Genomic DNA, 24523 nt, shown 5'->3' on the forward strand with positions numbered 1-24523 from the left:
TATATGAATGATATTTACTTATATGCCGAATTGATTTGAAGAAAATTCAATCAATAGCGTTTCTTGGGTAGAGGCCAATTCATGCTTCATATTACCAACCCGTATTCCAGCCATCACGCATGGAGCGACCTTCAGACAGCCAGCGGTTTCCTGCTCGACTGGGACGGGTGCTGCGCGATAAACAACCGTCTCGTTCCGGAGGCGGCGGACTTCCTCCGCCAGCACCAGCATCGTTCGGCAATCGTGTCCAATAACTCCACCAACACGGTGGAGGATTTTCTCGACCTCCTCTCCGGGGAAGGCATAGAGATGCGCGAAGACCAGATCGTCCTCGCCGGGATGAAAGCCCTGCAGCAAGCCGCCGAAACCTGTCCCGGGCCTACGCTTGTCCTGGGCGACCCTCGTATGCGCGCCGTGGCGCGGTCGCTTGGCATTGATATTGTGCAAAAGGACGCCGACCTGATCGTCCTCCTCCGCGACACACGCTTTTCCTATCGCCGTCTGGAGCGTGCGGTGAATGCGCTGCGCAATGGGGGCCGCCTGATCGTGGCCAATCCGGACACGACACATCCGGCCGGACAGGGCTTGCTGATGCCTGAAACAGGAGCCCTTCTCGCTGCCATAAGAGCCTGCGTGGACATTCCGACCGACGCGGTGGAGATCATCGGCAAACCATCTCCCCACCTTTTCCGGAAAGGCTGTGAAGCCCTTGGCACGGCGTATGAAGATACCGTGATGATCGGAGACAATCCCCTGACCGATGTGAAGGGTGCCGGCGCTCTTGGAATACGGACCTGCCTGGTCGATTCACCACCCGGCGAGTTCTTCCGTCGACTGGAAAAAGCGCTCAGAACCGCTTGATGGACAGCACGTCAAACGTCTGCTGAAGCGCCCCGACAGCACTTTCATAGTCCCGTAACGCCAAGGCCGCGATGAGGGCATCGAGCACGCAGAGCTGGGCAATCCGGCTGGTCATCGCCTCGGTGCGGAACTTCGTCTCGCGCGCCATGGTGAACAGCTTGACGTCCGCGTAGGCCTGCAAGGGCGAACTTGCGAAATTCGTCACGACGATCGTCCTGGCCCCAGCCTCTCGGGCCAGCCGGGTTGCTGCAAGGGTCTCATGCGTCGCACCTGAGTGAGAGATTGTGAGCACCGCCACGTTCGGCCCGGTTCGCGACGCGCTGATCGCCTGGATATGGCTGTCCACGACGACCCTCGCATCAATCCCGATTCGCAGCATGCGATACTGGGCATCCTCGGCAATCGGTGCGGATGAGCCAATTCCGTAGATCTCGACACGGTCTGCAGCGTGAATGACACTGGCGGCTTCAGCAATCGCATCCGGATCAAGGACGGAGAGCGTGTCGCGAAGCGCCTGGACGCCGGCATGAAACATCTTGCGGCAGACCGTTGCTGTATCGTCGCTCTGCTGGAGATCCTCGTGAATGAACTGCACGGGCTGAACCACTTCCTGGGCGAGGCTCAGCTTCAGCTGCTGAAACCCGGACAGGCCCAGCTGGCGGCAGAGGTTGATTACGCTCCCGTCGCTGGCCCCTGTCGCCTCGGCGAGCTCCGTCACCGACATCCCGACCACCTGCCGCGGATTATCCAGGATATAGTCGGCAATGGAACGCGTGCTTGGCCCGAGCGTGCCTTGACGCACCCTGATACGGGTCAGCACATTGTCGATAATCGGCTGATCGGACTTGCTACCTTTTCGAGGAGTCATCTTTACCTTGCACGCTTGCTCAATAGACGCATCCACTGATTGAATAATTCTCAGAAAAAATCAAGGAATATTTGAGCCGTAATACCGCTGTCACAGGTCAGCGCTAGACCATGCTGCACTGCAAAACCCGAGAGTGCCGACGCTCCATAACAAGCCTGGGTGACCATCATGCGACACACCATTCTGGCCTTGCTGGCCTGTATTCTCCTGCCATTCACCAATCCGGCAGCGGCGCAGCGCGATGGGTCGGCCGAAAAACCGCTTCGGGTCCTGCTCATCCCGGCGGATGGCGGAACCGAGGATGGCACAAAGGCCGATTTCCAGCCGCTCTTTGATGCCATGTCCAAGTCCACGGGCCTGCATTTCGAGGTCCATACCGGCCAGAGCTATGCTGCGGTCATCGAGGCGATGTGCTCGGGCCTGGCGGAGGTCGCCTGGTTTGGCCCGATGTCCTATCTCGAGGCCCGTGACAGGGGGTGTGCGGAGCTTCTGGCGATGGAAGAACGCGATGGCTCGGCAACCTATTATGCCGGCCTGTTCATAGCTGCCGGGTCCGGTATCGAGACGATCAGCGACCTCGCCGGACGCGACCTGGCGCTTGGCTCGCCCCACTCCGCCAGCAGCTTTGCCTATCCACTTGCCATGATCGCCGAAGCCGGACTCGACCCGATCGCGGACCTCGGGGCCATTCGCCTGACCGGCAGCCACGCCAGCAGCCTTATGGCCCTTCGCAGCGGCAGGATCGACGCGGCCGGCGCATCATTCATTTCCTTCGAGCGAGCCGTCAATCAAGGCAGCCTGGACGCATCGAGGTTTCGTGTGCTGGGCAGGTCCCAGCCCATTCCCAACCCGCCGCTCGCGATGCATGCCGACCTGCCGGATCACCTGAAGGCGACTCTGCGGACAGCTGTGTCCAGCGTCCATGAAACCCCGGGAATCAATCCGGAAGCGATCCGCGGCTATGGCGGAAAGCGTGTGGATCGCTATGTCGCCGATATAGACGAAAGCGTTCTGGATAGCGCCGCCAGCGCCATTGCCTTCATCGATGAGGATTTCAGGGCCGCCCTCCTCCAGAAAGCCAGCCTGCAGACAGACTGACTCCCGTCCTGCTGCCGAAGAGGGTCTTAGCCATGCGGACAACAACACCTCTGTATATCCATAACAGGCCGGGAGATCTGCCCCATGAGACGCTTCGCGTATACGAGGCGACCAAGACTTTTACGACAGGCCCGGCCGCGCTCGACAAGGTCAGCTTCGGCCTCAAGGCTGGCGAATTCACGGTCCTTCTAGGCCCTTCGGGATCGGGTAAATCGACCCTCCTGCGAGCCGCTATCGGGCTCGTCCGGTTGACGTCCGGAACCATTAAGGTCTCCGTAGAAAGGGGCATCGCTCCGGAAAAGCGCAAGCGCCCGGCAATCGGAATGGTGCATCAGGATGGCAGCCTGTCCGACCGCCTGACCGCAGCACAGAATGTCCTTTCCGCGATGGCGCCGCAAATGGGTTGGTTGCGGGTCCTGTTCCAGGCCTATCCCAAACACCTTCAGGACAAGGCGTGCAGGCTTCTCGACCGTGTTGGCCTGACGGAGGACCAGGCCAACCGACCTGTTCGAGAACTCTCCGGCGGACAGCGCCAGCGGGTCGGGATCGCACGCGCGCTGATGAACGACCCCACCCTGATCCTCGCCGATGAACCGGTGGCGAGCCTTGATCCGGCAACTGCGCGGAAAGTCATGCTTCTTCTCCGCGAGACGGCTCGGGAGTTCGGCGCCACCGTTCTCTGCAGCCTGCATCAGATCGAACTCGCCTGCGAGTTGGCGGACCGCATCCTCTTGCTCAGACAAGGCCAGCTCATCTTCGACGGCGCCGCCAGTGATATGTCTCCCCGAAGCCTGGCTGGCCTGTTTGAGCAAGATAGCGCCGGTCGCCCATTCGATCTAGTGGGAGGGTAGGATGCAGACCGGTTCCGTCAGCCCCGGGAGCGGCCGCAGCAGTGCGCACACCTGGGCCCTCAAGCCGGTCTTCAGTGCAAGAACAGTGGGGCTGGTGATCCTCGTCCTTCTGGTCCTGGCCTATTCAGCTCATCGCATGCAGCTGGATGACCTGGTCGGACGCCTTGCGGGAATGGCCGTGAACGCCGCCACGTCCGAAAGCGGTGATGCGGCTGCGGATCCCGGAGAGGGCGTGCTCGAACGCATGTTCCCGCTCGCAATTGCCGAGCGAACCCCCATCGACCGGATCGCCGATTTCGACCCTGAAGACTTGCCCCTGTTCGCGCACCTCGAAACCGCTCCCGAAGAGGTCAGCACGCTTGATCCCGATACGCTGCAGATGACCACGAGGACGGTTGAAAAGACTGTACTGGTCAAGCCCGCGGGCTATCTGGTCCTCGTCATCCGCAAGATCATCGAGACGATCGAGATAGCACTCTGGGCCAGCCTCATTGCCGTGGTCATGAGCCTGCCGCTCGCCTGGCTATCGGCGCGGAATTACTCCCCCCACTGGCTCAGCTATGTGACGGCACGATCGGGCGTTTCCTTCCTGCGCGCAGTTCCCGAGCTCATCAGCGCGCTGTTCCTGGTCCTGGCGTTCGGCTTCGGCCCCATTGCCGGGATCCTCGCGCTTGCCCTTCACAGTGCCGGCTTCCTCGGGAAGTTCTATGCCGAGGACATCGAAGCCGCCGACAAGCGTCCGCAGGAGGCCATGCGGGCCATGGGGGCGGGAAGCTTCGCCACGCTCCGCCTCGCCGTCCTGCCGCAGGTCCTGCCGAGCTACGCTGCCCTGACGCTCTATGTATTGGACCGGAACGTACGTATGGCAACCGTGATAGGCCTTGTGGGCGCCGGCGGGATTGGCCAGGAATTAAAGGGCCGTTTCGACATGTTCCAGTATGACCGCGTCGGCACGATCTTGCTGGTCATTTTCATCACCGTACTGCTGCTGGACCAGCTCGCCGCCCATGTACGCCGAAAGCTGCTATGACAGTCAGGCTTCAAAAGCCCGACGCCGGACTGACGGTGGGGGCAAGTCCTGGCTCTATAGAATGGGCCGGAAATCAGTCCAATGTCTCCGCACGGGACCCGTCGATGCGGCACGCGAATCTTCAGGTCTCTATTCCTATTCCCACTCGATGATGAAAGAACGAAAATTCCAATTCCAAATCAAATGGTTACAAAATACCTGTGGAAGAATGCCGTCATCAATTCCGGCAACATCGACCCGCAGGCAACTGAATGATGCACGCTATACCATTCATAGCAGTTGGCATGATTCCTGTGCAGATGACGGTCATAAGCAAAGGCCCGCTTGGCTATAGCGCTTTCAGCCGTGAGCTCGGTTGCGAGCCAGAACCCCATCTGGTTCTTGTAGTAGGAACAGCGTTTTCCAGCCGGCTCGAAGAGGGGCGTTGTTTTGGAGGTCCCGTACCGACACGAATATCGTACCGGTGCCAGGAGTTGAAGCGGCTGCCCTGTCTTCGATACACGTTCAGTGTCCGCATCCAGATAGCTCAGCTATCTCCTGAACTCGCGAATTTTGTCCAAAAGAAACCTCTCCCGTTCATGATCGGCGTTTGGCAGGAGAACCGCTTTCAACGGGCATGTCGTCGGCCGTCCCGACATGCCGGAATGGCAATTCGAACCACGGGAAGTCAAGGCTGTCCTAACCTGTATTGAAAGCATTCAGCAGGCCCAACCGACTGATCGGCATCAGAACCATCCGTATTGTCCCCCATTGCGAGGGGAGTCATGGCGTTCTCTTATCGTCGGATGTGTTCAGCCAATGCAGGATAGGTGGCAATGACGGACAGGATCACGTTTCTCGGCGGTGTCGGGACAGTCACCGGCTCCAAATACCTGGTCGAGACAGAGGGGAAGCGCATCCTTGTCGATTGCGGCCTTTTCCAGGGTTTCAAGCAACTACGCCTGCGCAACTGGAAGCCGCTTCCGGTGGACCCCGCCGAGATTGATATCGTGTTGCTGACGCATGCGCATATCGACCATTCCGGCTACATCCCGCTTCTGGTTCGCAACGGCTTCAAAGGCGCCATTCACTGCACCGAACCGACAAAAGCCCTCTGTGAAATCTTGCTGCCAGATAGCGGCCACCTACAGGAACGGGAAGCCGACTACGCCAATCGCAAGGGGTTCTCACGGCATCACCCGGCCCTGCCGCTCTACACGCAGGCCAATGCGGAAAAGTGCCTGAAGCAGTTCCGCACCCACGATTTTTCCGAAGCCATTCCCCTGTTTGACGGGGTACACGTCACATTCAAGGGAGCCGGACACATCCTTGGCGCAGCTTCCATCATCCTGAAGACACCGCACAACACCATCATCTTTTCGGGGGACCTCGGACGATACAACTCGCCGATCATGCATGATCCGGCGGTGGTCCGGGACGCCGATTATCTGTTACTCGAGTCAACATACGGCGACGAGACACATCCAGGCATTAATCCCGAGGAGGCGCTGGAAGCCATCCTCAACCGGACGCTGGGCCGCGGCGGAACTGTGGTTATTCCATCCTTTGCTGTCGGCCGCGCCCAAAGCCTGCTCTTCCACATCAGCCGCCTGCAGGCCAGTCAGCGTATACCTCTTGTCCCTGTTTACCTGGACAGTCCAATGGCCATCGATGCCACCGAGCTCTTCGTTCGGTTTGCAGAAGCACACAAGCTTAGCCAGGCCGAGGCTCGCGCCGCCTGCGGGGTGGCCGACTATGTTCACAATGGCGACGAGTCACGCAAACTCGATAATGATGACACTCCGAAGATCATCATTTCGGCCAGCGGCATGGCGACGGGGGGCCGTGTTCTTCATCATCTCAAGGCCTATGCCCCCGATCCGCGCAACACCATTCTCTTCGCGGGATACCAGGCGGGGGGAACACGCGGCGCGGCCATGCTGGCAGGTGCGACGCGTATAAAGATCCACGGCGCCTATCATGCGGTTAGAGCTGAAGTGCAGAACCTGCACATGCTCTCTGCGCACGCTGACGCGGACGAACTCATGCGCTGGGCCGGAAACTTCACACAAGCGCCCAGGGAAACCTTCCTCGTACATGGGGAGCCTGCCGCGTCGGACGCCCTGCGCTTACGGATTGCAGAAGAGCTTGGCTGGCAGGTCACCGTGCCCGAACACGGCGAAACACGAGCGCTGTGATGAGGCCGGACTCTGCCAATCGCCTGCGTGCTCGCCGGCTCGGCTTGCAGAGCCAGCACGAAGCTATTGCGCTGGTGCACACGGATTGCCCGGTATGCCGCTCGGAAGGCGTCAGCGCGCACAGCCGTGTGAGGCTGACCCACGGCGAAACCTCGATTATTGCCACGCTTTACCAGATATCTTCGGATTGGCTCTCAAGGGACTCCATCGGTCTTTCGGAGTCTGCTTGGGCAGGGCTTGGTCTCGCTGATGGAGGCGAGGTTCACGTCACACACGCGCCTCCAATTGCCTCGCTCACGCATGTGCGCCACCGCATCTTCGACGGGGGGCTGAGCGAAATACAGGTACAATCCATCGTCGCCGACATCGTGAACGGGGCCTATTCAGACATCCACCTGGCCGCGTTCGTCACCGCCATCTCTGCGCGGCCGCTCTCCAAAAACGAAGTGGTGTTCCTCACCCGCGCCATGATCGAGACGGGCGAGAGAACACAGTGGAGCGACAGCCTGGTCGCCGACAAGCATTGCGTCGGCGGCCTGCCCGGCAACCGGACAACACCAATTGTGGTCGCGATCGTGGCGGAAACCGGGCTACTCATCCCGAAGACATCTTCCCGCGCCATTACCTCGCCGGCGGGGACAGCGGATACGATGGAGGTCATGACCCGGGTCAATCTGGACCGGGAGGAGATGTGGCGCGTTGTCGAAGAGACAAATGGATGCTTCATCTGGGGAGACGGAGCCGGATTTAGTCCTGCCGACACGGATATCATCCGGATCGAGCGGGCCCTGAACTTCGACTCTCCCGGTGTGATGATCGCCTCCGTCCTGTCGAAGAAAATTGCGGCCGGCTCGACCCATGTCGTCATTGACATTCCCGTCGGTCCGACGGCCAAAATCCGCACGACTGCAGAGGCTGAGATGCTCTCGCAACTCTTTCTCAAGGTCGCTGCCGCCTTCAGCCTGGAACTGCGTCTCGAGATCACCGATGGTTCGCAACCAGTGGGCCGGGGTATGGGCCCGGCGCTCGAAGCACGCGACGTTCTGGCCGTGCTGCGAAATGACGAAAATGCCCCTGCGGATTTGCGCGAAAAATCGCTACAGCTGGCTGGTGCTATCCTTGAGCTTGCGGGAAAAGCCGCTTCGGGGCGAGGCCAGGCCCTTGCCCAGGACATCCTGACAGGCGGACGGGCATGGCAACGATTTCTGATGATCTGCAAGGCGCAAGGCGGATTTCTTGAACCCCCGTCGGCGCGCCATCAACGCCCTGTGTGTGCGCCTCGTACCGGGCGTATTGGTTCTATCGACAATCGCAAGCTCGCCCGCGCCGCCAAGCTCGCCGGCGCACCGGACGACAAGGCGGCCGGCCTGGACCTCAAGGTCCGCCTTGGCGACTCTGTTCGTCAGGGTGATCCCCTTTTTGTGCTTCATACCGAGACGATTGGCGAACTCACCTATGTGCTGGACTATGTAGAAGCCAATCCAGACATCATAGAGATCACGCATTGACCACGACGCCACTGCTCTACGCTCTCCCCGGTTCCAGTCATCTGGCTGCGCCGCTGCGGCAAGCCATGCAAGCCGCTTGTGGCGAAGTCGACGTCCATCGATTCCCGGACGGTGAGAGCTATGTACGCTTTGTGAGTGATCCCGCCGGACAGCATGTGATCCTGTTGTCCTGCCTGAATGAGCCCGATTCCAAACTCATCCCATTGCTGCTTGCCGCGCGGACAGCGAAAGATCTCAGGGCAGCTTCAGTCGGCCTCGTCGCGCCCTACATGCCCTACCTCCGTCAGGACACGGCGTTCCAGCCCGGGGAAGCCGTCAGTGCCCGCCATATCGGCGCACTCCTGTCGGAGACATTCTCCTGGGCCGTCACACTCGACCCCCACCTGCACCGCCTTTCCGCTCTGGATGAGGTCTTCTCCATCCCGGCAGGTGTTGCCAGCGCTGCCGGCTCAGTTTCCGGCTGGGTACGGAACAATGTCGAAAACCCGATTATCTGTGGCCCGGATTCGGAAAGCGAACAGTGGGCGAGCGCGATCGCGGCAGCCTGCCAGGCCCCTTATGCCGTGTTCCGGAAAACCCGGCATGACGCGCAATCGGTCGATATTCATATCCCGGACGGACTCGACCTTGCGGGGTATGTTCCCGTGATCGTGGATGACATCGTGTCGACGGGCGGAACGATGATATCGCTCGTCTCGCAATTGCACAGACGCAACGGAGCGGCGCCTGTATGCTGTATCGTTCACGGCCTCTTCCCGGAAATCACGGGCAACAGGATTTTGCACGCAGGCGCCCGCCAGTTGGTGACGACCAACTCCATCCGCCACAAGACCAACGCGATCGATATCTCCATGCCACTGGCAACCACATCGGCAGAGACGCTTGACCATTATCTGAGCGGCGACCGCAATTCCCGCTGAGACCATGCTTGCACTGCACCCCACCCCGCATCGCGACCCCTCGCGAGAATTGAGAGAGATCAAGGAGCGGCACCGATACTGCCCGCAGACTGTTTTCAGGCTCGAAACAGGCAACCATTCCATGACGCGTAGAAGAGAACCAGGAACGAGCAGAATGAGGTCATCCTTCCGTCAGGGGCTGCAGGGATTGGCGCTGGCCGCTTTCATGTCAGTGACGGCCTGTCAGACATTGGATCCCACGCCGTACCAGGCCCGCGCCGAGGGCAACGGATATAGCGAAACTGCGCTTGGCGAGGGAATTTACCGGGTCAGCTTCGAAGGCAACACGTCCACACCCTACCAGACGGTGGAAGACTACCTGCTCTACCGTGCCGCCGAATTGGCACGCGAAAACGGAGCCCAGACGTTTACCATCCTTCGCAATGACCAACCGTCCACCTTCGTTGAAAGCCGGCCGGAGCACACAGTCTGCCACTACTCTCCCGCTGATTTTTCCGAGTTCGTCTTCTACCCCAATGAAACGGAGAGCAAGACAGTCGAGCCGCCGAAGACAAGTTACGAAGCCTATATCGACGTGAAGCTGGGTAAACCGCCAGCTGGTGCCGCCGATGCGCAGGTCTTCCGGACCGACGAAACGCTTCAATACCTTGCGCCATGCATATCCGGCGCTGGGCAGCAAGGAATCCCGGGATGAAGTCCTATCCTCAGATGCAGATGGATCTCGAATCCGGTCTGGAAACCTATGCCGGTGACATGCCGAAACTGATGGAGGCCTTTACCGGTGTCCTTGATGAGGCAACCGCTCCGCGAGGCTGGCGCCGGGCGAAGCGAGATTGCCGAAGTGCTGAGTGTGGCTGTTCTCATGGGCAGCGGCCCGGCCCTCGCCTATTCCGTCGCCGCGATGTAGGCCTTTGAGCAGTTCGAGACTGCCGATGCCATCCGCAAGTCCCCGTCGAAATCCCGCTAGCCCTTAACTAGCGGGGGACCACTCAGAAATGGCCCTTTCCAAGTCGGGCAGCGGCTGTTTGAGCAAGTCGCGCGGAATTTCGGCCATGAGCGCCTTGCGGATTGTCTCGTCATACTGCGCGCGTAATTCACCCAGAGTATCCGGATCAGCCACGATGACGAGATGGCGCATTTCGTCATCGTGCGCCATCCGACGAAGCCTTTTCATCAGATCCTTCCCGAAACTCTGCTCGGTTCGTTCGTGAAGGTCGGCCGCTTCTGGACTTCCGCCTCCCGGTCTGACCCCCGGAAAACGGCCGGGCTTTTCGCGCACCAGCGCTCGCGTCGGTGGAACGGGCTGGGCTGCGTGTAACAGATGGCGCAGATTGATAAGGTTCTCATCGCCGCGATTGACGAGGAGCAGGTATCGCCCGCCATCGGCCAGAGCCACGATTGTACCGGTTGGAAGTCTCATCTCATCTCCTGCGCAAAATCACCCGTTGCAGTTCCTAGACGCCGGCGCATGTGGGCGAGTTGACCCCGATCAAAGCGCAGTTCCTGTTGTCGCCTACCCTCACGACTGCGCCCTTTGCGGCGCTGCAATGGAGAGCAATCATGAGTGACAAGACAATACGCGACAGGATCCTCGCCGAACTCGACTGGGATCCGAGCATCGAAGCGACGGATATTGGTGTCGCCATCGAGGATGGTGTTGTGACGCTGACCGGCCATGTGGCCACCTATGCCGAGAAGATGTCGGTGGAATCCGCTGTCAAACGGGTGAAAGGCGTCCGCGCCATCGCCCAGGAGGTCGAAATCCGCACGAGCCTTTCAAGCAAGATGACAGACGACCAGATCGCCAAGCGGGCGGCCGACGTCATTGACTGGGACGTCACCATCCCGCGCGGCAAGGTCACCATCAAGGTCCAGAATGGCTATGTGACCCTGTCCGGTGAGGTCGACTGGCAATACCAGCGTCGGCACGCGGAAGAAGCCGTACGCACGCTGACGGGCGTACGCGGTATCAACAATACGATCGCGTTGAAAGCGCGCGTCTCGGTGCCCGACATCCAGAAACGTATCGAAAGCGCCCTGCAGCGCAATGCGGCCCTTGAAGCCAAAGCCATCAAGGTTTCCGTTGCCGACGGTCGGGTAACCCTTGAAGGCGAGGTCGATGACTGGACCGAACGCGAAGCAGTCGAGACAGCCGTCTGGGCTGCACCGGGCGTGACGACTGTCGTGGATCACCTGCGTATCCATTAGAAAAAAGGACGGGCCTCGATGAGGCCCGTCTTCGTTTCCGTCCGGACCTGGGTTCAGGCGGCCTTCTTGTGCTTGCCTTTTTTCGAGTGGCCGCCCTCGTCAGCCGTCCCACCCGCCTCTTCTTCGTGCTCCTGCTCTTCGTGGCGCGCATGCAGTGTGCTCAGCAAGCCGATGATCGCCGCGCTGGCCACAACAACCGAGGCAGCCGTCGCTACAGGATGCTCCTTGATTTCCTTCTGCGCGCCCTGGGCGATTTCCACCGATTGCTTTTTCGCCTCTTCCAACAAGGTCGTAGCCGCCTGTATAAGCGCGGCAGATGCGGCCATCATCGTGTGCTGCACCTGCTCTCCCGTATGCTCTGTCAGCGCGCCGAGATTTTTCAGCGTCTCGGTGAGCGCATTGTGCACCACGGCGGTCGATTGATTATTTGCCTTCGTCATGTCCTTGGACCCTCCTCTGGTATCCGGAAGGAATCATGGCCGGGCAAAAGTGGACGGCCTTGAGAAAGATCAAGATTCGCGCACACTAGTATTAGCCGCGTAGTTCTACGTATTAACCAATTCGGCAGGAACCCACACATTCATTAGGGGTGTGGACTGCAGGAGATAAAACCATGCGTACAGAGGAGTTCCTGACTGAATTTTGCCTTTGCGAAGAGGCGGACAAACGCGAGGCGCGATACAGACCGCATCAATCTCTATATCTGGAAGGCGACCCCGCACGATTAGTGTTCCAGATCACGGCGGGAGTCGTCATCGTTTTCCGGCTGCTGGCCGATGGCCGTCGACAAATTCACCGGTTCGCCACAAGGGGAGACCTGCTCGCGCTGGATTTCGCAGACCTATATTCTCACAATGCAGAGGCGATCACCGAAGTGTCCGCTGAAGTCTATGACCGGCCATGGTTCGACCGCACCTTCCAGGACCATCCTGATTTTCGCCGGGGGGTTTTCCGGCATCTGACCGACACGCTTACGGCTTCTCAGGAGCAGGCCGTGATGCTGGGCAGGAAATCGGCCATGGAGCGCACAGCCTCTTTCATCTGTTTCCTCCTACAAAAAGCCCCTGCTGACGTCAGGCATTCCTACATCGTCATCCGCATGAGCCGGTATGATATCGCCGACTATCTCGGCCTGACCTTTGAAACGGTCAGCCGCATGCTCCATCGGCTCAAGAAACTGGGAGTCATCGATCTTCCAAAACCCGACCGGTTCAAGGTGCTCAACTGGCCAGTGCTGGCGCAGCTGGCCGGTGAGGCGGAGACAGCTGGCAGGTACCTGCCTTGTGCCATGGCGTTGAAGCGGGTGGAACCGGCTGCTTTCACGGCTGGGCCGCTGCCTGCAGAATTTTCCCAACAACGGTCTCAACCTTACAGCTAGCGTCAAGGACTTGCCATTCGTCACCGAGGTTACACGGCTCGACCTGTTCGATCGTCACACTGATATCGGCGTCGGAGGCATCCTCCCCGCGTCCCGATCTCCGGGCCAGGCGCATGGCAGGACGCGCCTATCACACGGGTCAGCGTCTCAAGGGCGGAACTGACGCCGAATGTAGCATCGGCAATGATGCTGACGCCAGCCGATGCGGCTTTCGCTGCATGCTCACCCAGCTTACGATATGTCTGCGCGCGTCTTTCTGGCGTAAGGCCCCTCTCCGCCCGTACCGTTTCTAGGCCCGTCGCCACCTGGTGTTCTGCGCTCAGGCTCGCTCGGGCTGGACAGGTTCGCTTTTGATCGCCGTCAAGGCCCGGGATGGGATGCAGGAATAGGCAAAAGGACATCAGAAACCCCAAGCCATGGAGACGAACGTGCCAAATATCGAGAAATCGCGCCCCACCGCCAGCCGCGTACCGGTTGCCGGATATCCCGGCGAGAGCCCATTTGCGCGGCTTCGCTCGGAGATGGATCAGGTCTTCAACCAGTATTTTGGCCCGATGCTCCGGAGCAATGGCGACGGCCTACTGTCTGAAGCCTTTGGCAGTCTCGATCTGAGCGAGACGGACAATGCGATAGATGTCACCCTGGACGTGCCGGGCGTGGACCCGCAGAACGTCGATATCAAGCTCGTGGGAGACTTACTGCAGATAACCGGACACCGGGAAGAAGAGACCACGACCGAAGAAAAGAACTTTCACCGTATGGAACGGTCCTATGGCTCATTCCATCGGCAGGTCACGCTGCCCTGCGAGGTCAGCGCCGACAAGGTTGAAGCAGAACTCGAGAACGGTGTCCTGAAGATCAGGCTGCCGAAATCAGCCGAAACCAAGCAGAAGACCCGGAAGATCAAGGTCAAGACGCGTTGAGGCTTTCAGCGCCTCCCGGCGTGACGGCCTTCTGCACACTATTGCGCTTGCAAGCCAGACCGGAAGCGATGTTCCTCGCGCCATCCGTGGTCATGAGGCACTCTGGATACGCGGACGTTTCCATGAGGCCGAAACAGCGCATCCGCCTGAGCGGTTTGATTTGCATCATATCGGTCGCAGGAGTTCAGATGTTCTGATGAAGCTGGGCAAGTCGGCAGCGGTGCCGGACTTCACAAGGCTTCATGGCAAGCCGGACTAGAAGGAGACCACCATGGACGACACGCAGACCAAGACAACGACGAAGAAAGACAGACCCGACAGTAGCAAAGTGGAAACCCGCTCGTCGAATGCTGACACCCGCACGGCGCCGCTGCCAGGCTTCGACACGATGCAGGCCTTCCGGCAAGGCGCGCTGAACCTCGAGCACTGGATATCGACCAGCCAGGATCTGACACGCTTCGCGTCATACAGGATTCGCAAGAACCTCGAGACGATCGACGCTATTGCAAAGTGCCGGACCTCCGAGGATTTTATCTCTGCAGTGGCCAGGGCCGCCAGTGATACCGTTCACGATTATGCGAATGAGTATGACCGCGTCCTGGCCATCAATCTCGCTTCCGCCCAATAAGTCATGCCCGATACGGCCCGGTTCGAAAGCACGCCCAGGAACGTCGCGACAGACGTCGAACGGTCGGTCACGAGCCCGCCACATTCAGCCTCATCCTCCTGTGCCTCCTCGGGGGACAGCATGGCCACCGGCTTCGCCTGGATCGACCGCCTCTTTCGCGGCGCGGCGACCCGATATAGCGCCGGAGCCCCGGTCCTCACTGGCCTTGCTGCCGTGCATGACTGGTCGGTTCATCTCGCCCAGTCACCGGGTCGGCGCATGGACCTTGCCAACAAGGCCGCCGACGCCGCGCTGCAGCTGCAAGCTTATGCAGCGTGGCGGTTCACCGGATACGTCCCAGACCAGGCACCCGCCGGCGCCCGGTTCCAGGATCCCGCCTGGACAGCCTTCCCGTTCGACATTCTCGCTCAGGGCTGGCTCGGCATGCGGGACTGGTGGCATGACGCTACCTCGCCGTCTCGGGGCCTCAATACCTGGTCCAACGAACAGACTGCCTTCTGGGCGGACCTGATGCTGGACGCTCTCTCGCCTGCGAACTTTGCGCTGCTCAATCCCGAAGTCATTCACCGAACGCTCGAACAGTCCGGGACTAATCTGCAGAGAGGCTGGCAGAACTGGCTGGATGATCTGCGCCGCGAAATCGGCGGTAGGCCGCAGCCGCCGAGCGAGGGATTCGTCGTCGGCAAGGACCTCGCCGTCACGCCGGGTAAAATTGTTTATCAGAACGATCTCATCGAACTCATCCAGTACGTCCCGCAGACCGAAACTGTCCAGCGCGAACCGCTGCTGATCGTCCCGGCCTGGATCATGAAATACTACATCCTGGATCTGTCGCCGCACAACTCGCTGGTCCGGTGGCTGGTCGGCGAAGGGTTCCAGGTCTTCATGGTTTCCTGGAAGAACCCCCGTCCCGAAGATGGTCACTTCCGGCTGAACGACTATCTCGATCTGGGCATCCGCGACGCGCTGGATGCGGTCAGGACCATCACGAAGGAGCCACGAATCCATGCCTGCGGCTACTGCCTCGGGGGAACGCTGCTGTCGATCCAGGCGGCGCGGATGGCCCGCGACGGCGATGACAGTCTGGCAACGGTCTCCCTCTTGGCTGCCCAGACCGATTTCAGCGAGCCGGGCGACATCCGCCTGTTCGTCGACGAAGCGCAGGTGACCTTCCTTGAAGACATGATGGAGCTCGAAGGCATCATGCCTGCCCGCTTCATGAGTGACGGGTTCAAGATGCTGCGCTCGGAAACGCAGGTGTGGGATACCGCGGTCAGGCGATACCTGCTCGGCGAGGCCCCCAAGACCTTCGATCTGCTCGCCTGGAATGAGGACGCCACCCGCATGCCCTGCGGCATGATGCGCGACTATCTGCGCGGTCTATATCTGGAAAACCAGCTCGCCCTCAGCCGCTACAGGGTCGACGGCCGGGTGGTCTCCATCTCGGATATCCGCGCACCTGTCCTGGCCGTCGGAACAACACGCGATCACGTCGCCCCCTGGAAGTCAGTCTTCAAGATCACCCGCCTCGCCCGCACAGACGTCACCTTCATCCTTGCAGACGGAGGCCACAATGCCGGTATCGTTACCGAACCCGGCCATCCGCGCCGCGACCACCTGGTCGGCCATCGTATCGCCCATGAACATTATCTCAGTCCTGAAGCGTGGCAGGCGGCCGCTGCTCATCGCCAGGGATCCTGGTGGACAAGTTGGCGCGACTGGCTCATCGAGCGGAGCGGCGAACCGCGCAAGGCTCCGGCTCGTCTTGGCTATGCACGGGCAGGCTATCCGGTCCTGCGGGATGCTCCGGGCACTTATGTTCTGGACCGGTAGTATTGCAGCCCGCCCCGATCTCTGACTGGCATGCTCTGGAAGCCGCCGACGTCGCTTCGCGGCTAAACACCAGCATAGCGGACGGACTGTCGCTTGCCGAGGCAGGACAGCGGCTTTCAGACTGCGGTCCGAACGAAATCTCGGCGGCGGCGAGCCGCTCTCTGATCATGCTGGTGCTGCGCCAGTTCACAAGCGCGCTGGTCCTCATCCTGCTGCTGGCCGCAGGCCTGTCACTCCTTGTCGGCGAGGTGATCGATGCAGCGGCGATCCTCGTCATCATCGCTTTCAATGCCATTCTGGGTGTCATCCAGGAATGGCAGGCGCAAAATGCGATCGAGGGCCTGCATAAGATGCTCGCGCCGGTCTGCGAAGTGGTCCGGGGCGGGAAGCAGCAGCAGATATCCTCCGCCAAACTCGTCCCTGGAGACGTTGTGCTGCTGAGGGCGGGTGACAGAGTGCCGGCAGATCTGAGAATTGCCGAGGCCAGCGACCTGCGAGCAGACGAATCCGCACTGACCGGCGAATCCATCCCCGTCGCGAAACAGGTCGCGCCCGTAGCCGCTGGCGCCGCCCTATATGAACGGGCATCCCTCCTTTCTTCGGGCACACTCATTTCGGCCGGTCATGGCCGAGGAGTAGTGGTCGCGACCGGCCGCTCAAGCGAACTTGGCCGGATCGCGGAACTCACCGCCCAGGCCGATCCGGGGGCAACACCCTTGCAGCGTAAGATCACCCGGCTCGCTGCGCAGCTTGGCGTCGGCGCGATTGCCGCAGCGATCTTCGTCGGCACCATGGGCTGGTCGAGCGGCTGGCCGCTTGCCCAGTCCCTGATGGCGGGCATTTCGGTCGCCGTCGCCATGGTTCCGGAAGGCCTTCCCGCCGCCATTACCGTGACGCTCGCGCTCGGGGCCCGCGCGCTCGCCCGGCGCAAGGCCCTTCTGCGCCTGTTACAGGCTGCCGAGACGCTCGGTGCGACAACCACAATCTGCACCGACAAGACGGGCACGCTGACCCGGAATGACATGGTGGCCCGCCATATGTGGATACCCGGAGCAGACGTCATTGTAGAAACTGAAGACAAGCTGGGCCCGGCGCGTTTCATCCTCGACGGGCAACCGGTGCACGCGCTGGACCAACCCGGTCTGCAGGCCATGCTGCACTCAGCAGCAGCCTGCAACAATGCCCGTCTGGACAGCGAGGCAGACACCACGGATTTCAAGGGCCAGCCGACCGAGACAGCCCTTCTCGCTCTCGCCCGCCAGGCCGGACTGGACGTGACCGCACACCGCGCCCGCTGCTTCGAGGCGGCTTTCACGTCCGAACGCAAGCGGATGTCCGTCGTGCTGGCAAGCGAACCTCGGCTGCTTCACACAAAGGGCGCCAGCGAGATGGTCCTCCCGCTCTGCTCCAGCATTCTGGTCGATGGCCGGCGTGAGGCCCTGTCGGAAGATCACCGGCGGGCGGTGACCGCGGCCGCTGCCCGCCTGTCGCAGGAAGGATTGCGCATCATCGCCGTCGCACGCCGCAGCCTGACAGACGAAACCTCTCTCTCCGCCGACGATGCCGAGCGCGAGCTTGAATTCCTGGGCCTCATCGGCCTCTACGACCCGCCGCGCTCTGAAACCAGAGCAGCCATCGCCGCCACCCGCACCGCCGGCATCAAGGTTATCATGATCACCGGGGATTCAGCCGAAACAGCGCGCGCGATCGCCTCGCAGATCGGCCTGCCCGAGGCGCCCGCCATTGAAGGCACGACCATGGCTGGCATGAGCGACCGAGAGCTCTCACGTCTCCTGGTCGATGGTGCCGTCTTTGCGCGCACCTCCCCGGAGGACAAGATCCGTATTGTCTCCCTCCTCCAGGGTGCCGGCGAGGTGGTTGCGATGACAGGCGATGGCGCCAATGATGCGCCTGCCCTCAACCAGGCGGACATCGGCATCGCCATGGGACTTCGTGGCACCGATGCTGCCCGGGACGCCTCCGACCTGGTTCTCGCCGATGATAACTTCGCGACCATCGTCACCGCCGTCGAACAGGGGCGGCGCCAGCGTGACAATATCCGCAAATTCGTGCGCTATCTGCTGGCGTCAAACTTGGGTGAACTGGTTGCTATCATTGCCAATCTCCTGATTGGCGGCCCACTCATCTTGCTGCCGATCCAGATCCTCTGGATGAACCTCGTCACCGACGGGCCGACGGCTCTGGCGCTCAGCACCGACGCGGCCGGACGCGATGTCATGAAACGGCTGCCCGAACCGCGCGAAACCCCGCTCATCGACCTGAATGCGCTGACCCACATGATCGCGGTCGCGCTCACCATCGGCGCCGCGGCTGTAGCCGCGTTTCACTGGCGCCTCATGATGAACCCAACCGCCGAGGCAGAAGCGCGGACCCTGGCTCTCACGGTCATAGTGATCGTACAGAAGGTCAACGTCTTCTCATTCCGTGCGCTGTCGCAGCCCATCTGGTCGCTCACCCCATGGAGCAACAAATGGCTGCTTGCCGCCGTCGCAGGCACGCTGCTGGTGCACCTTGCGGCGATCTATTCTCCATTCCTGCAAACCTTCCTCCACACGGCCGCCCTGTCGGGAGAGGACTGGCTCGTCATCGCAATCGCGTCTGTCGCGCTCCTTGCCATGTCGGAACTATCGAAAAGCATTCTTGGGACCAGACGTCTGGCTGAGGTAAAGGCCGTATAGTCGGGCACGCAGCACCGTCTTCAAGGTCTATGCCCAACCTGACCGCGCGCGAGAATATCGACCTCGTGACCGAGATCGCAGATGGTCCGCTGGACGCCAGCGGAACTCTGGAGCTTGTTGGGCTTGCAAAGCGCCAGGATCAAGTCTCCTCCCGCTCGGCGCGCTGATCGGCACAGGCCTTGCGGGTGCCATTGAGGCAGGATATCGGGACGGGGCAGCAGGTCAGTATCCGCTTCACCCATCCGGTCCCGGCCTGCTCCAACCTCGGTCATGGCTACTGTGCGGAAGTGCGTATCGTTGTCTGGGAGACTCCAGACGCGCTGACCGTGCCGACAGTGTGGCCGGCCCCGATCAACATCATAGAGAAAGCGCCGGTTCTGAAGCTGATGGATGAAAATGGTCACCGGCTTTCGCATCCCAGGCCCCACAGGCTCTTCTCGCTACCCGGTCGAGAAAATCCGAATCTACGCTCGCGCTGAGAACCTGGAGTTTATTCCTATTCCCACTCGATGATGAAAGAACTGCAATTTTTGTATTGAATCAATACCTTGCAAAAAGCCTGTGGAAAACTACCGTCGCCGATTCCGGCAATATCATTCCGTAGGCAAATTGAATGATGCACGCATGACGTATCGTTGCAGTTGACACGATTCCGGTGCACGGCCTGAGCGTAGCCGAATTACGGTGTCGGCTCCAGTTCGCCCTGACCTCAGCACTGCCGGACTGGGCTTAAGTAGCGGGACGCTCAACACAAAGCTCGGCAAGTTACATTTCATCGGACAGAAGCGCGCCTTGTCCGAGGGTTTGAAACATACCTCAAGCTACCAGCCCCCTGACCGACGCACGCGCCGGATCGCGGTCCTCTCGCCGTTTAGCTTTCACGCGCCCCAAGCCTACATTACCATGTGGCGAACCACACACCAATCAGCCCCTTGACTGTCAGAAATACTTGCCCTATTTTCTGACATAAAGGAGCCGGCTATGGCCATCGACAAGATCAAACGCCGCATCATCGGCAAGGGACGCGGGGCTGTCTTTACCCCCGCGGATTTCCTTGATCTCGGCTCGCGCGCCTCTGTCGATCAGACGCTGTCGCGACTGACCGATCAGGGCGTGATCCGTCGACTCGCCCGGGGCATTTATGACTACCCGAAGACGAGTCCTCGTCTGGGCCGCCTGTCGCCCGATCCTGATGCTGTCGCCGCCGCCATCGCCCGAAAGGATGGACGCGTCGTCCAGGTCTCGCCGGCGCGCGCGGCGAACATGCTCGGCCTGACCACACAGGTTCCGGCGAAGGCTGTCTATCTGACAGATGGACCAAGCCGCACGAAGCAGATCGGGGCGCAGACCATCATCATGCGCAACGCCGCCGCCAGGAACCTTGTCGGCGCTGGCAAACCGACCGGTGCAGTGTTCCAGGCGCTGCGCTATCTCGGCAAGGATGGGGTGGATGCAAGCGTCGTAGCGCGCCTCTCCAGGACGATTGACGCCGACACCCGCCGCGCCCTCGTTAAAGATGCCCTTCAGGCACCAGGATGGATGCGCCCGGTGGTTCAGCAGATCGCGGCGGCCTGACAGTGGATGGTTTCGCGCAGGAAACCGCAACCATCCGCGCGGAGGTCTTTCAGGAGACGGCTGCGCGGATGGGCGTGCAAGCCGCCATTGTCGAGAAAGACTTCTGGGTCTGCTGGACGATCAAGCGCGCTTTCTCACTTGGCGATAGGATTCCCGGCCTGATCTTCAAAGGCGGCACGTCTCTTTCGAAAGCCTATGGCCTGATCCGCCGCTTCTCCGAAGACATCGATCTCAGCCTTGACCGCCATGATCTCGGTTTCACCGGTGAGCGCGACCCGGCCAACGCGACAAGCAATAAGACCCGAAAGGCCTTGCTCGACGAACTCGAAGCCTGCGCCATTGAGGCAGTCGGCGGTTCGGTCAAAGCCGCTCTGTCAGAAGCGATGAGCGAAGCGCTTGGCAAACCGGTCCTTCTGAAAACTTCAGATGATGACCCGCAAACGCTGATCTTCACCTATCCGGAAAGCCTGCCTGCGACAGCCGCCCTGCCCTATGTGCGTTCGTTCGTTCGCCTCGAATTCGGCGCACGCTCGGATCACCTACCGGCAGAGCAGCGGGACATCTTTCCCTTTGTGAACGAACAGTTTCCGGACCTGTTCTCAGAGCCAGGCGTATCGGTGAAGACCTTGTCAGCTGCCCGGACATTCTGGGAAAAGGCGACCATCCTTCACATGTTGGCGCACCGGGATGCGGCGAGGCCGCTCGGTGAGAGGATGTCGCGTCACTATTACGACCTCGCGCAACTCGCCCGATCCAAAACAAGGCCTCAGGCCCTGAGCGATCTGGCGCTTCTTGAAGCTGTGGCGCTCCACAAATCCGTCTTCTTCCGGGCGGCCTGGGCAAATTATGAGACGGCCCGACCGCCAACGCTCAGACTCGCGCCAGCGCCTGAACTTGAGGCCGCACTTCGATCTGACTATGCGCAAATGGCTGAAATGCTGTTCGATGCGCCCGAGCCATTCGACGCCATTCTGGAAACGATCGCAGTGCTCGAAGCGGAGATCAATTCCATCGAGGCTCCTCCCAACAGTATCGCCTGACAGGCCGAAACTGCCCGGCCAAAGACTTTCGCCGCCCCCTTCGTGACCCATTAAAGTTTTGAATGGGTCACGAAATACCCATTGTGCGACACCCGACGGGCGCGGCTTCAAGTGCTCGAAGCGATGACGTCAATGCAGCGTCACCAAACCGACCTGGTCATCAAACGGGAACAAGAAGGCCTCGGACCAAAGACCGGTGGTGCTGTAGACGCGATCTGCGAAATGCTGTCGATCGTCTGACATTGTCTCGGCCAGCAACCCCATCCAGCACAGCGGCTGAAGCATTTGTGACCAGATCATTCCCGGCAAGCGGTCATAGGGCTGTCCGGCGTCCGGCGGACCGTAAAGGATTTCACGAAGCACGCCGCATGTCACGCCTGGCACCGCCTCCGTATTCAGCACACCGAGAAACACATCCCAGTTGCCAAGCCTCGGCTCGGGCATCCGCGACGAAGCGGCATGATCGACTTCGAACAACCAGAATGGCGCGATCAGGTTGAAGAGATCGCCGGGCTTGTCAGCAATGTCCCTGCCCGCCTTGGTGAGCCGACAGGTCAGCTTGTAATGCCGGATCAGCTCGAGTTTCAGCAGAAGGAAATGCAGAGCTTCGAGCGGCGGAAAATCGTCCTCATTCAGCACCTTATTGACGAGGAACAGCTTGTCCTCTTCCCAGCCCGGCCAGGCGAACTCGGCAGCCGCCCAGTGCACGAACTTGCGCTGAAACGCCTTGCCCTTCGTCAGGCCGATCGCATCATGTTCGGCCAGATACGCCAGAAGTTTCTGAGCCGCGCCAATCATGGGCGCACCGGCAAGTGCACGCTCATCATTCTTCACGGGCTGGAGCAGAAACGTCATCGCATATTCATCGTCAGGCTTGTTACCAAACAGGCTAACGACGAAAGCGCGGGATGCCTATTCGAGGTGTTCAAGGTTCGAACCCCGAATGTCGCGCCTAACCCGAAGCAGCACAGATCGTCGGGTTTTTTCCGCTTGCAAATCAACGGCTTATATAGTTTAGTTTGGCGCGAGTGACGTGCCACATTCCATATTTTTTATCCATATTTTTCAATCACTTACGGGAGGTGTAATCGATTCTTGGTCCTCAGTTCGGTCTGATTTTGGTCCACAGTTTTGTAGACCGCTTGAGTTCGACGCCGCTCACCGGCACCGATAGCCATAGTTAACGCGGATTGTACTCCCTGCCAAATCAAGCTTGATCTATAGAACTAGATTTCACCGCTAACTACAATGCACAGAGCGCCGAAACTCAACACATCATACTAAAGTCAACACCTAGCGCTCGACCGATATCCGCATCATGCCCAGCAATCCTCCAAGAACGATATCGCCGCCCGGCAGGAGGTGAATGACAGAGTAAGCGCCATTGTAAATGTGGCTATCACCAAGGCGAAGCCGTGTAACGGCTTCACCCGTCTCCCAATCAAGACCTGTGACCTCCCATTTTCCGTCTACGAAACCATTGACATAGACCTGTTGGGCGCCGCCAGAAATCATGGGGACGGTTGATGGGCTCGATACAGTGGGATTTGCCCAGGCACGCACCCAGCGGTCAGCTTCAACGTCCCATTCAAACTTTTCAGCACCCGTCGGTCCTTTGCGTAGTCTACCAGACATGACAACATTCTCCAGCATTGTTGGCAATGGCGATGGCAATGTGTTGTTTACCACCAAGGCACCGTAGCCATATACCGCAACGGATTGCTCAGACTGGGCGCGCTCAAGGTCAGACTTTCCGAAACTAACCTGAATCTGGTCGGCAATTCGACGCGATTTGGTCCCTGGCTTCTGGACGAAATCCTCTGGAATATCGTCGCGCCAGAAGGCGACGACATTCATAATCAACTCTCCGTCCGTGATGACAACAAGTTTGTCTTCCTCGTCTCCGAAGCCCATAAGTGAGGGCGTAGAGCCTGATCCGTTGCCGAGACTCACGCCGCCAAGTTTGCCGGTGAAGGAATCGTATTCTGATGACCACGCGCCATACCCTCTAGAGTGAAGTGTTTCCCCGTCCCAAACCAGTTTATGGAGCCTCCTATTTGAGAGAACATAAATGCCACCACCCTCATCAATGGCGATCGAGTTCGTAACCTGCTCATCGTCAGCCAACTCATGAATGATCGGTGCCTGTTCAAAATTTCGGTCTACGATGACGACAACGCCGCCCATCGTCACCAGCGCCAGCATGCCATCATAAGTCAGATTCAATCCGAACACAGCATCAGGGTCTTCCAGTGTTGGATTGAAATATTCGCGCGGCAGCTGAAAGCGGCGCTTTTCCACCAGTGGTGACAGCGGATTGCCGGGTTCGGCATCACCATAAACGACGACATCGTTGTTGACGACAGTGTAGAAGTCACCATTGCGGTCGACGACATTATAGATTGCTGCTCTGGCGACGACCCGCTCAACATAACGTGGATAGTTCCGATTGAGATAGCCAAGCAGTTCAGCTTCTGAGGCCGTACTATCCATTTCGACGGCGATACGTTCAGCATCCTCGACAGACATGAAGGGTTGACCTTCCACAGGCAGAGCATTGATCAGTTGAAACTTGCCATCGCTAATCAGGATTTTGGAGATACGATTATTGTTGGCGGAGATGGCCACCTGCTCACCTGAAGGATAAGTTGGTAATTGCATAAGCGTGAGGTTCACCAACCCTGCCGGGACCCTTTGAATACCCTCATCATCAATCTCGTGAATACCGACCGGCCCAGCAAACGGAAGGGAATCCTGTTGAGCCGGATTAAAATGCGTGGTGGCAAGCTCGCTGTCCACCAGATTTGGGTTCATTGGAGGAAACTCCGGACCCGACGCATCAAAGACTGGGATAGTGGAGCATGCACCAAGCACGGCTACGATTGCGACTGCAGCAGCAGCGATATGAGGTTTCATTTGTTGTCTC

Annotated in this window: 23 protein-coding genes; 18 read left to right on the forward strand and 5 right to left on the reverse strand. The window is 59.7% G+C overall.

The annotated features are described in order from the left end of the window. The first annotated feature begins 81 nt into the window (after positions 1 to 81). Positions 82 to 861, forward strand: coding sequence for an HAD-IA family hydrolase (locus tag Q1K29_RS07400; protein WP_300392756.1), 780 nt, complete (start codon positions 82 to 84; stop codon positions 859 to 861). On the opposite strand, the gene Q1K29_RS07405 is transcribed toward Q1K29_RS07400, so the two are convergent. Beyond that, the gene (locus Q1K29_RS07405; protein WP_300392759.1) at positions 848 to 1729 is read right to left on the reverse strand and encodes a MurR/RpiR family transcriptional regulator; all 882 of its coding nucleotides are present in this window, start codon (positions 1727 to 1729) and stop codon (positions 848 to 850) included. The two genes, Q1K29_RS07400 and Q1K29_RS07405, sit on opposite strands and share 14 nt — an antisense overlap. A 168-nt stretch (positions 1730 to 1897) precedes the next feature. Between Q1K29_RS07405 and Q1K29_RS07410 the strand changes: the two genes are divergently transcribed. The 7 genes from Q1K29_RS07410 (at position 1898) to Q1K29_RS07440 (ending at position 10007) form a co-directional block, all read left to right on the forward strand. After that, positions 1898 to 2827 (forward strand): phosphate/phosphite/phosphonate ABC transporter substrate-binding protein, encoded by a 930-nt coding sequence (locus Q1K29_RS07410; RefSeq protein ID WP_300392762.1) that lies wholly within the window; start codon positions 1898 to 1900, stop codon positions 2825 to 2827. Between the two features lie 32 nt (positions 2828 to 2859). Next, positions 2860 to 3678: an ATP-binding cassette domain-containing protein gene (locus tag Q1K29_RS07415; RefSeq protein WP_300392764.1), complete on the forward strand. Its 819-nt coding sequence runs from the start codon at positions 2860 to 2862 to the stop codon at positions 3676 to 3678. Between the two features lies 1 nt (position 3679). Continuing rightward, entirely contained in the window at positions 3680 to 4708 is a 1029-nt protein-coding gene (phnE, locus tag Q1K29_RS07420; protein WP_300392767.1) for a phosphonate ABC transporter, permease protein PhnE, read from the forward strand. A gap of 815 nt (positions 4709 to 5523) precedes the next feature. Then, positions 5524 to 6885 carry an MBL fold metallo-hydrolase gene (locus Q1K29_RS07425; protein ID WP_300392770.1) on the forward strand — a complete coding sequence of 454 codons (1362 nt, stop codon included), beginning with the start codon at positions 5524 to 5526 and terminating at the stop codon, positions 6883 to 6885. Continuing rightward, the gene (locus Q1K29_RS07430) at positions 6885 to 8393 is read left to right on the forward strand and encodes a thymidine phosphorylase family protein (protein WP_300392773.1); all 1509 of its coding nucleotides are present in this window, start codon (positions 6885 to 6887) and stop codon (positions 8391 to 8393) included. The genes Q1K29_RS07425 and Q1K29_RS07430 overlap by 1 nt, the downstream gene beginning before the upstream one ends. Beyond that, on the forward strand, positions 8390 to 9313 hold the full coding sequence (locus Q1K29_RS07435) for a ribose-phosphate diphosphokinase (protein ID WP_300392776.1): 924 nt from the start codon (positions 8390 to 8392) through the stop codon (positions 9311 to 9313). Before Q1K29_RS07430 ends, Q1K29_RS07435 begins: the two co-directional genes overlap by 4 nt. A gap of 154 nt (positions 9314 to 9467) precedes the next feature. Beyond that, positions 9468 to 10007, forward strand: a complete 540-nt coding sequence (locus Q1K29_RS07440) for a hypothetical protein (RefSeq protein WP_300392780.1) — start codon at positions 9468 to 9470, stop codon at positions 10005 to 10007. Between the two features lie 276 nt (positions 10008 to 10283). On the opposite strand, the gene Q1K29_RS07445 is transcribed toward Q1K29_RS07440, so the two are convergent. Further along, on the reverse strand, positions 10284 to 10733 hold the full coding sequence (locus Q1K29_RS07445; protein ID WP_300392783.1) for a host attachment family protein: 450 nt from the start codon (positions 10731 to 10733) through the stop codon (positions 10284 to 10286). A 140-nt stretch (positions 10734 to 10873) separates the two neighbouring features. Here Q1K29_RS07445 and Q1K29_RS07450 point away from each other — a divergent pair, with 140 nt between their 5' ends. Then, positions 10874 to 11521 carry a BON domain-containing protein gene (locus Q1K29_RS07450; protein WP_300392785.1) on the forward strand — a complete coding sequence of 216 codons (648 nt, stop codon included), beginning with the start codon at positions 10874 to 10876 and terminating at the stop codon, positions 11519 to 11521. A gap of 53 nt (positions 11522 to 11574) precedes the next feature. On the opposite strand, the gene Q1K29_RS07455 is transcribed toward Q1K29_RS07450, so the two are convergent. Further along, complete coding sequence (locus Q1K29_RS07455) at positions 11575 to 11961, reverse strand: hypothetical protein (RefSeq protein WP_300392788.1); 387 nt, start codon at positions 11959 to 11961, stop codon at positions 11575 to 11577. A 149-nt stretch (positions 11962 to 12110) separates the two neighbouring features. Between Q1K29_RS07455 and Q1K29_RS07460 the strand changes: the two genes are divergently transcribed. The 9 genes from Q1K29_RS07460 (at position 12111) to Q1K29_RS07500 (ending at position 21597) form a co-directional block, all read left to right on the forward strand. Beyond that, the gene (locus Q1K29_RS07460) at positions 12111 to 12899 is read left to right on the forward strand and encodes a helix-turn-helix domain-containing protein (RefSeq protein WP_300392791.1); all 789 of its coding nucleotides are present in this window, start codon (positions 12111 to 12113) and stop codon (positions 12897 to 12899) included. A 428-nt stretch (positions 12900 to 13327) separates the two neighbouring features. Continuing rightward, positions 13328 to 13822 (forward strand): Hsp20/alpha crystallin family protein, encoded by a 495-nt coding sequence (locus Q1K29_RS07465; RefSeq protein ID WP_300392794.1) that lies wholly within the window; start codon positions 13328 to 13330, stop codon positions 13820 to 13822. A 271-nt stretch (positions 13823 to 14093) separates the two neighbouring features. Beyond that, positions 14094 to 14450, forward strand: a complete 357-nt coding sequence (locus Q1K29_RS07470; RefSeq protein WP_300392797.1) for a hypothetical protein — start codon at positions 14094 to 14096, stop codon at positions 14448 to 14450. 120 nt (positions 14451 to 14570) lie between these two features. After that, positions 14571 to 16283, forward strand: a complete 1713-nt coding sequence (locus Q1K29_RS07475; RefSeq protein WP_300392800.1) for an alpha/beta fold hydrolase — start codon at positions 14571 to 14573, stop codon at positions 16281 to 16283. A 2-nt stretch (positions 16284 to 16285) separates the two neighbouring features. Continuing rightward, positions 16286 to 18982: a cation-transporting P-type ATPase gene (locus tag Q1K29_RS07480; protein WP_300392803.1), complete on the forward strand. Its 2697-nt coding sequence runs from the start codon at positions 16286 to 16288 to the stop codon at positions 18980 to 18982. A 29-nt stretch (positions 18983 to 19011) separates the two neighbouring features. Further along, positions 19012 to 19149, forward strand: coding sequence for a hypothetical protein (locus Q1K29_RS07485; protein ID WP_300392806.1), 138 nt, complete (start codon positions 19012 to 19014; stop codon positions 19147 to 19149). Between the two features lie 24 nt (positions 19150 to 19173). Beyond that, complete coding sequence (locus Q1K29_RS07490) at positions 19174 to 19461, forward strand: hypothetical protein (RefSeq protein ID WP_300392808.1); 288 nt, start codon at positions 19174 to 19176, stop codon at positions 19459 to 19461. 502 nt (positions 19462 to 19963) lie between these two features. Further along, positions 19964 to 20557 (forward strand): DUF6088 family protein, encoded by a 594-nt coding sequence (locus Q1K29_RS07495; protein WP_045693911.1) that lies wholly within the window; start codon positions 19964 to 19966, stop codon positions 20555 to 20557. Further along, entirely contained in the window at positions 20518 to 21597 is a 1080-nt protein-coding gene (locus Q1K29_RS07500) for a nucleotidyl transferase AbiEii/AbiGii toxin family protein (protein ID WP_155843532.1), read from the forward strand. Before Q1K29_RS07495 ends, Q1K29_RS07500 begins: the two co-directional genes overlap by 40 nt. Positions 21598 to 21726: 129 nt before the next feature. On the opposite strand, the gene Q1K29_RS07505 is transcribed toward Q1K29_RS07500, so the two are convergent. Both Q1K29_RS07505 and Q1K29_RS07510 read right to left on the reverse strand, forming a co-directional pair. Beyond that, positions 21727 to 22452: a hypothetical protein gene (locus Q1K29_RS07505; RefSeq protein ID WP_290483271.1), complete on the reverse strand. Its 726-nt coding sequence runs from the start codon at positions 22450 to 22452 to the stop codon at positions 21727 to 21729. A gap of 438 nt (positions 22453 to 22890) precedes the next feature. Further along, positions 22891 to 24513: a hypothetical protein gene (locus tag Q1K29_RS07510; protein ID WP_139068737.1), complete on the reverse strand. Its 1623-nt coding sequence runs from the start codon at positions 24511 to 24513 to the stop codon at positions 22891 to 22893. Positions 24514 to 24523: the final 10 nt, after the last annotated feature.

Origin of the sequence: Henriciella sp. (assembly GCF_029937755.1) — a bacterium.
GTDB lineage: Bacteria > Pseudomonadota > Alphaproteobacteria > Caulobacterales > Hyphomonadaceae > Henriciella.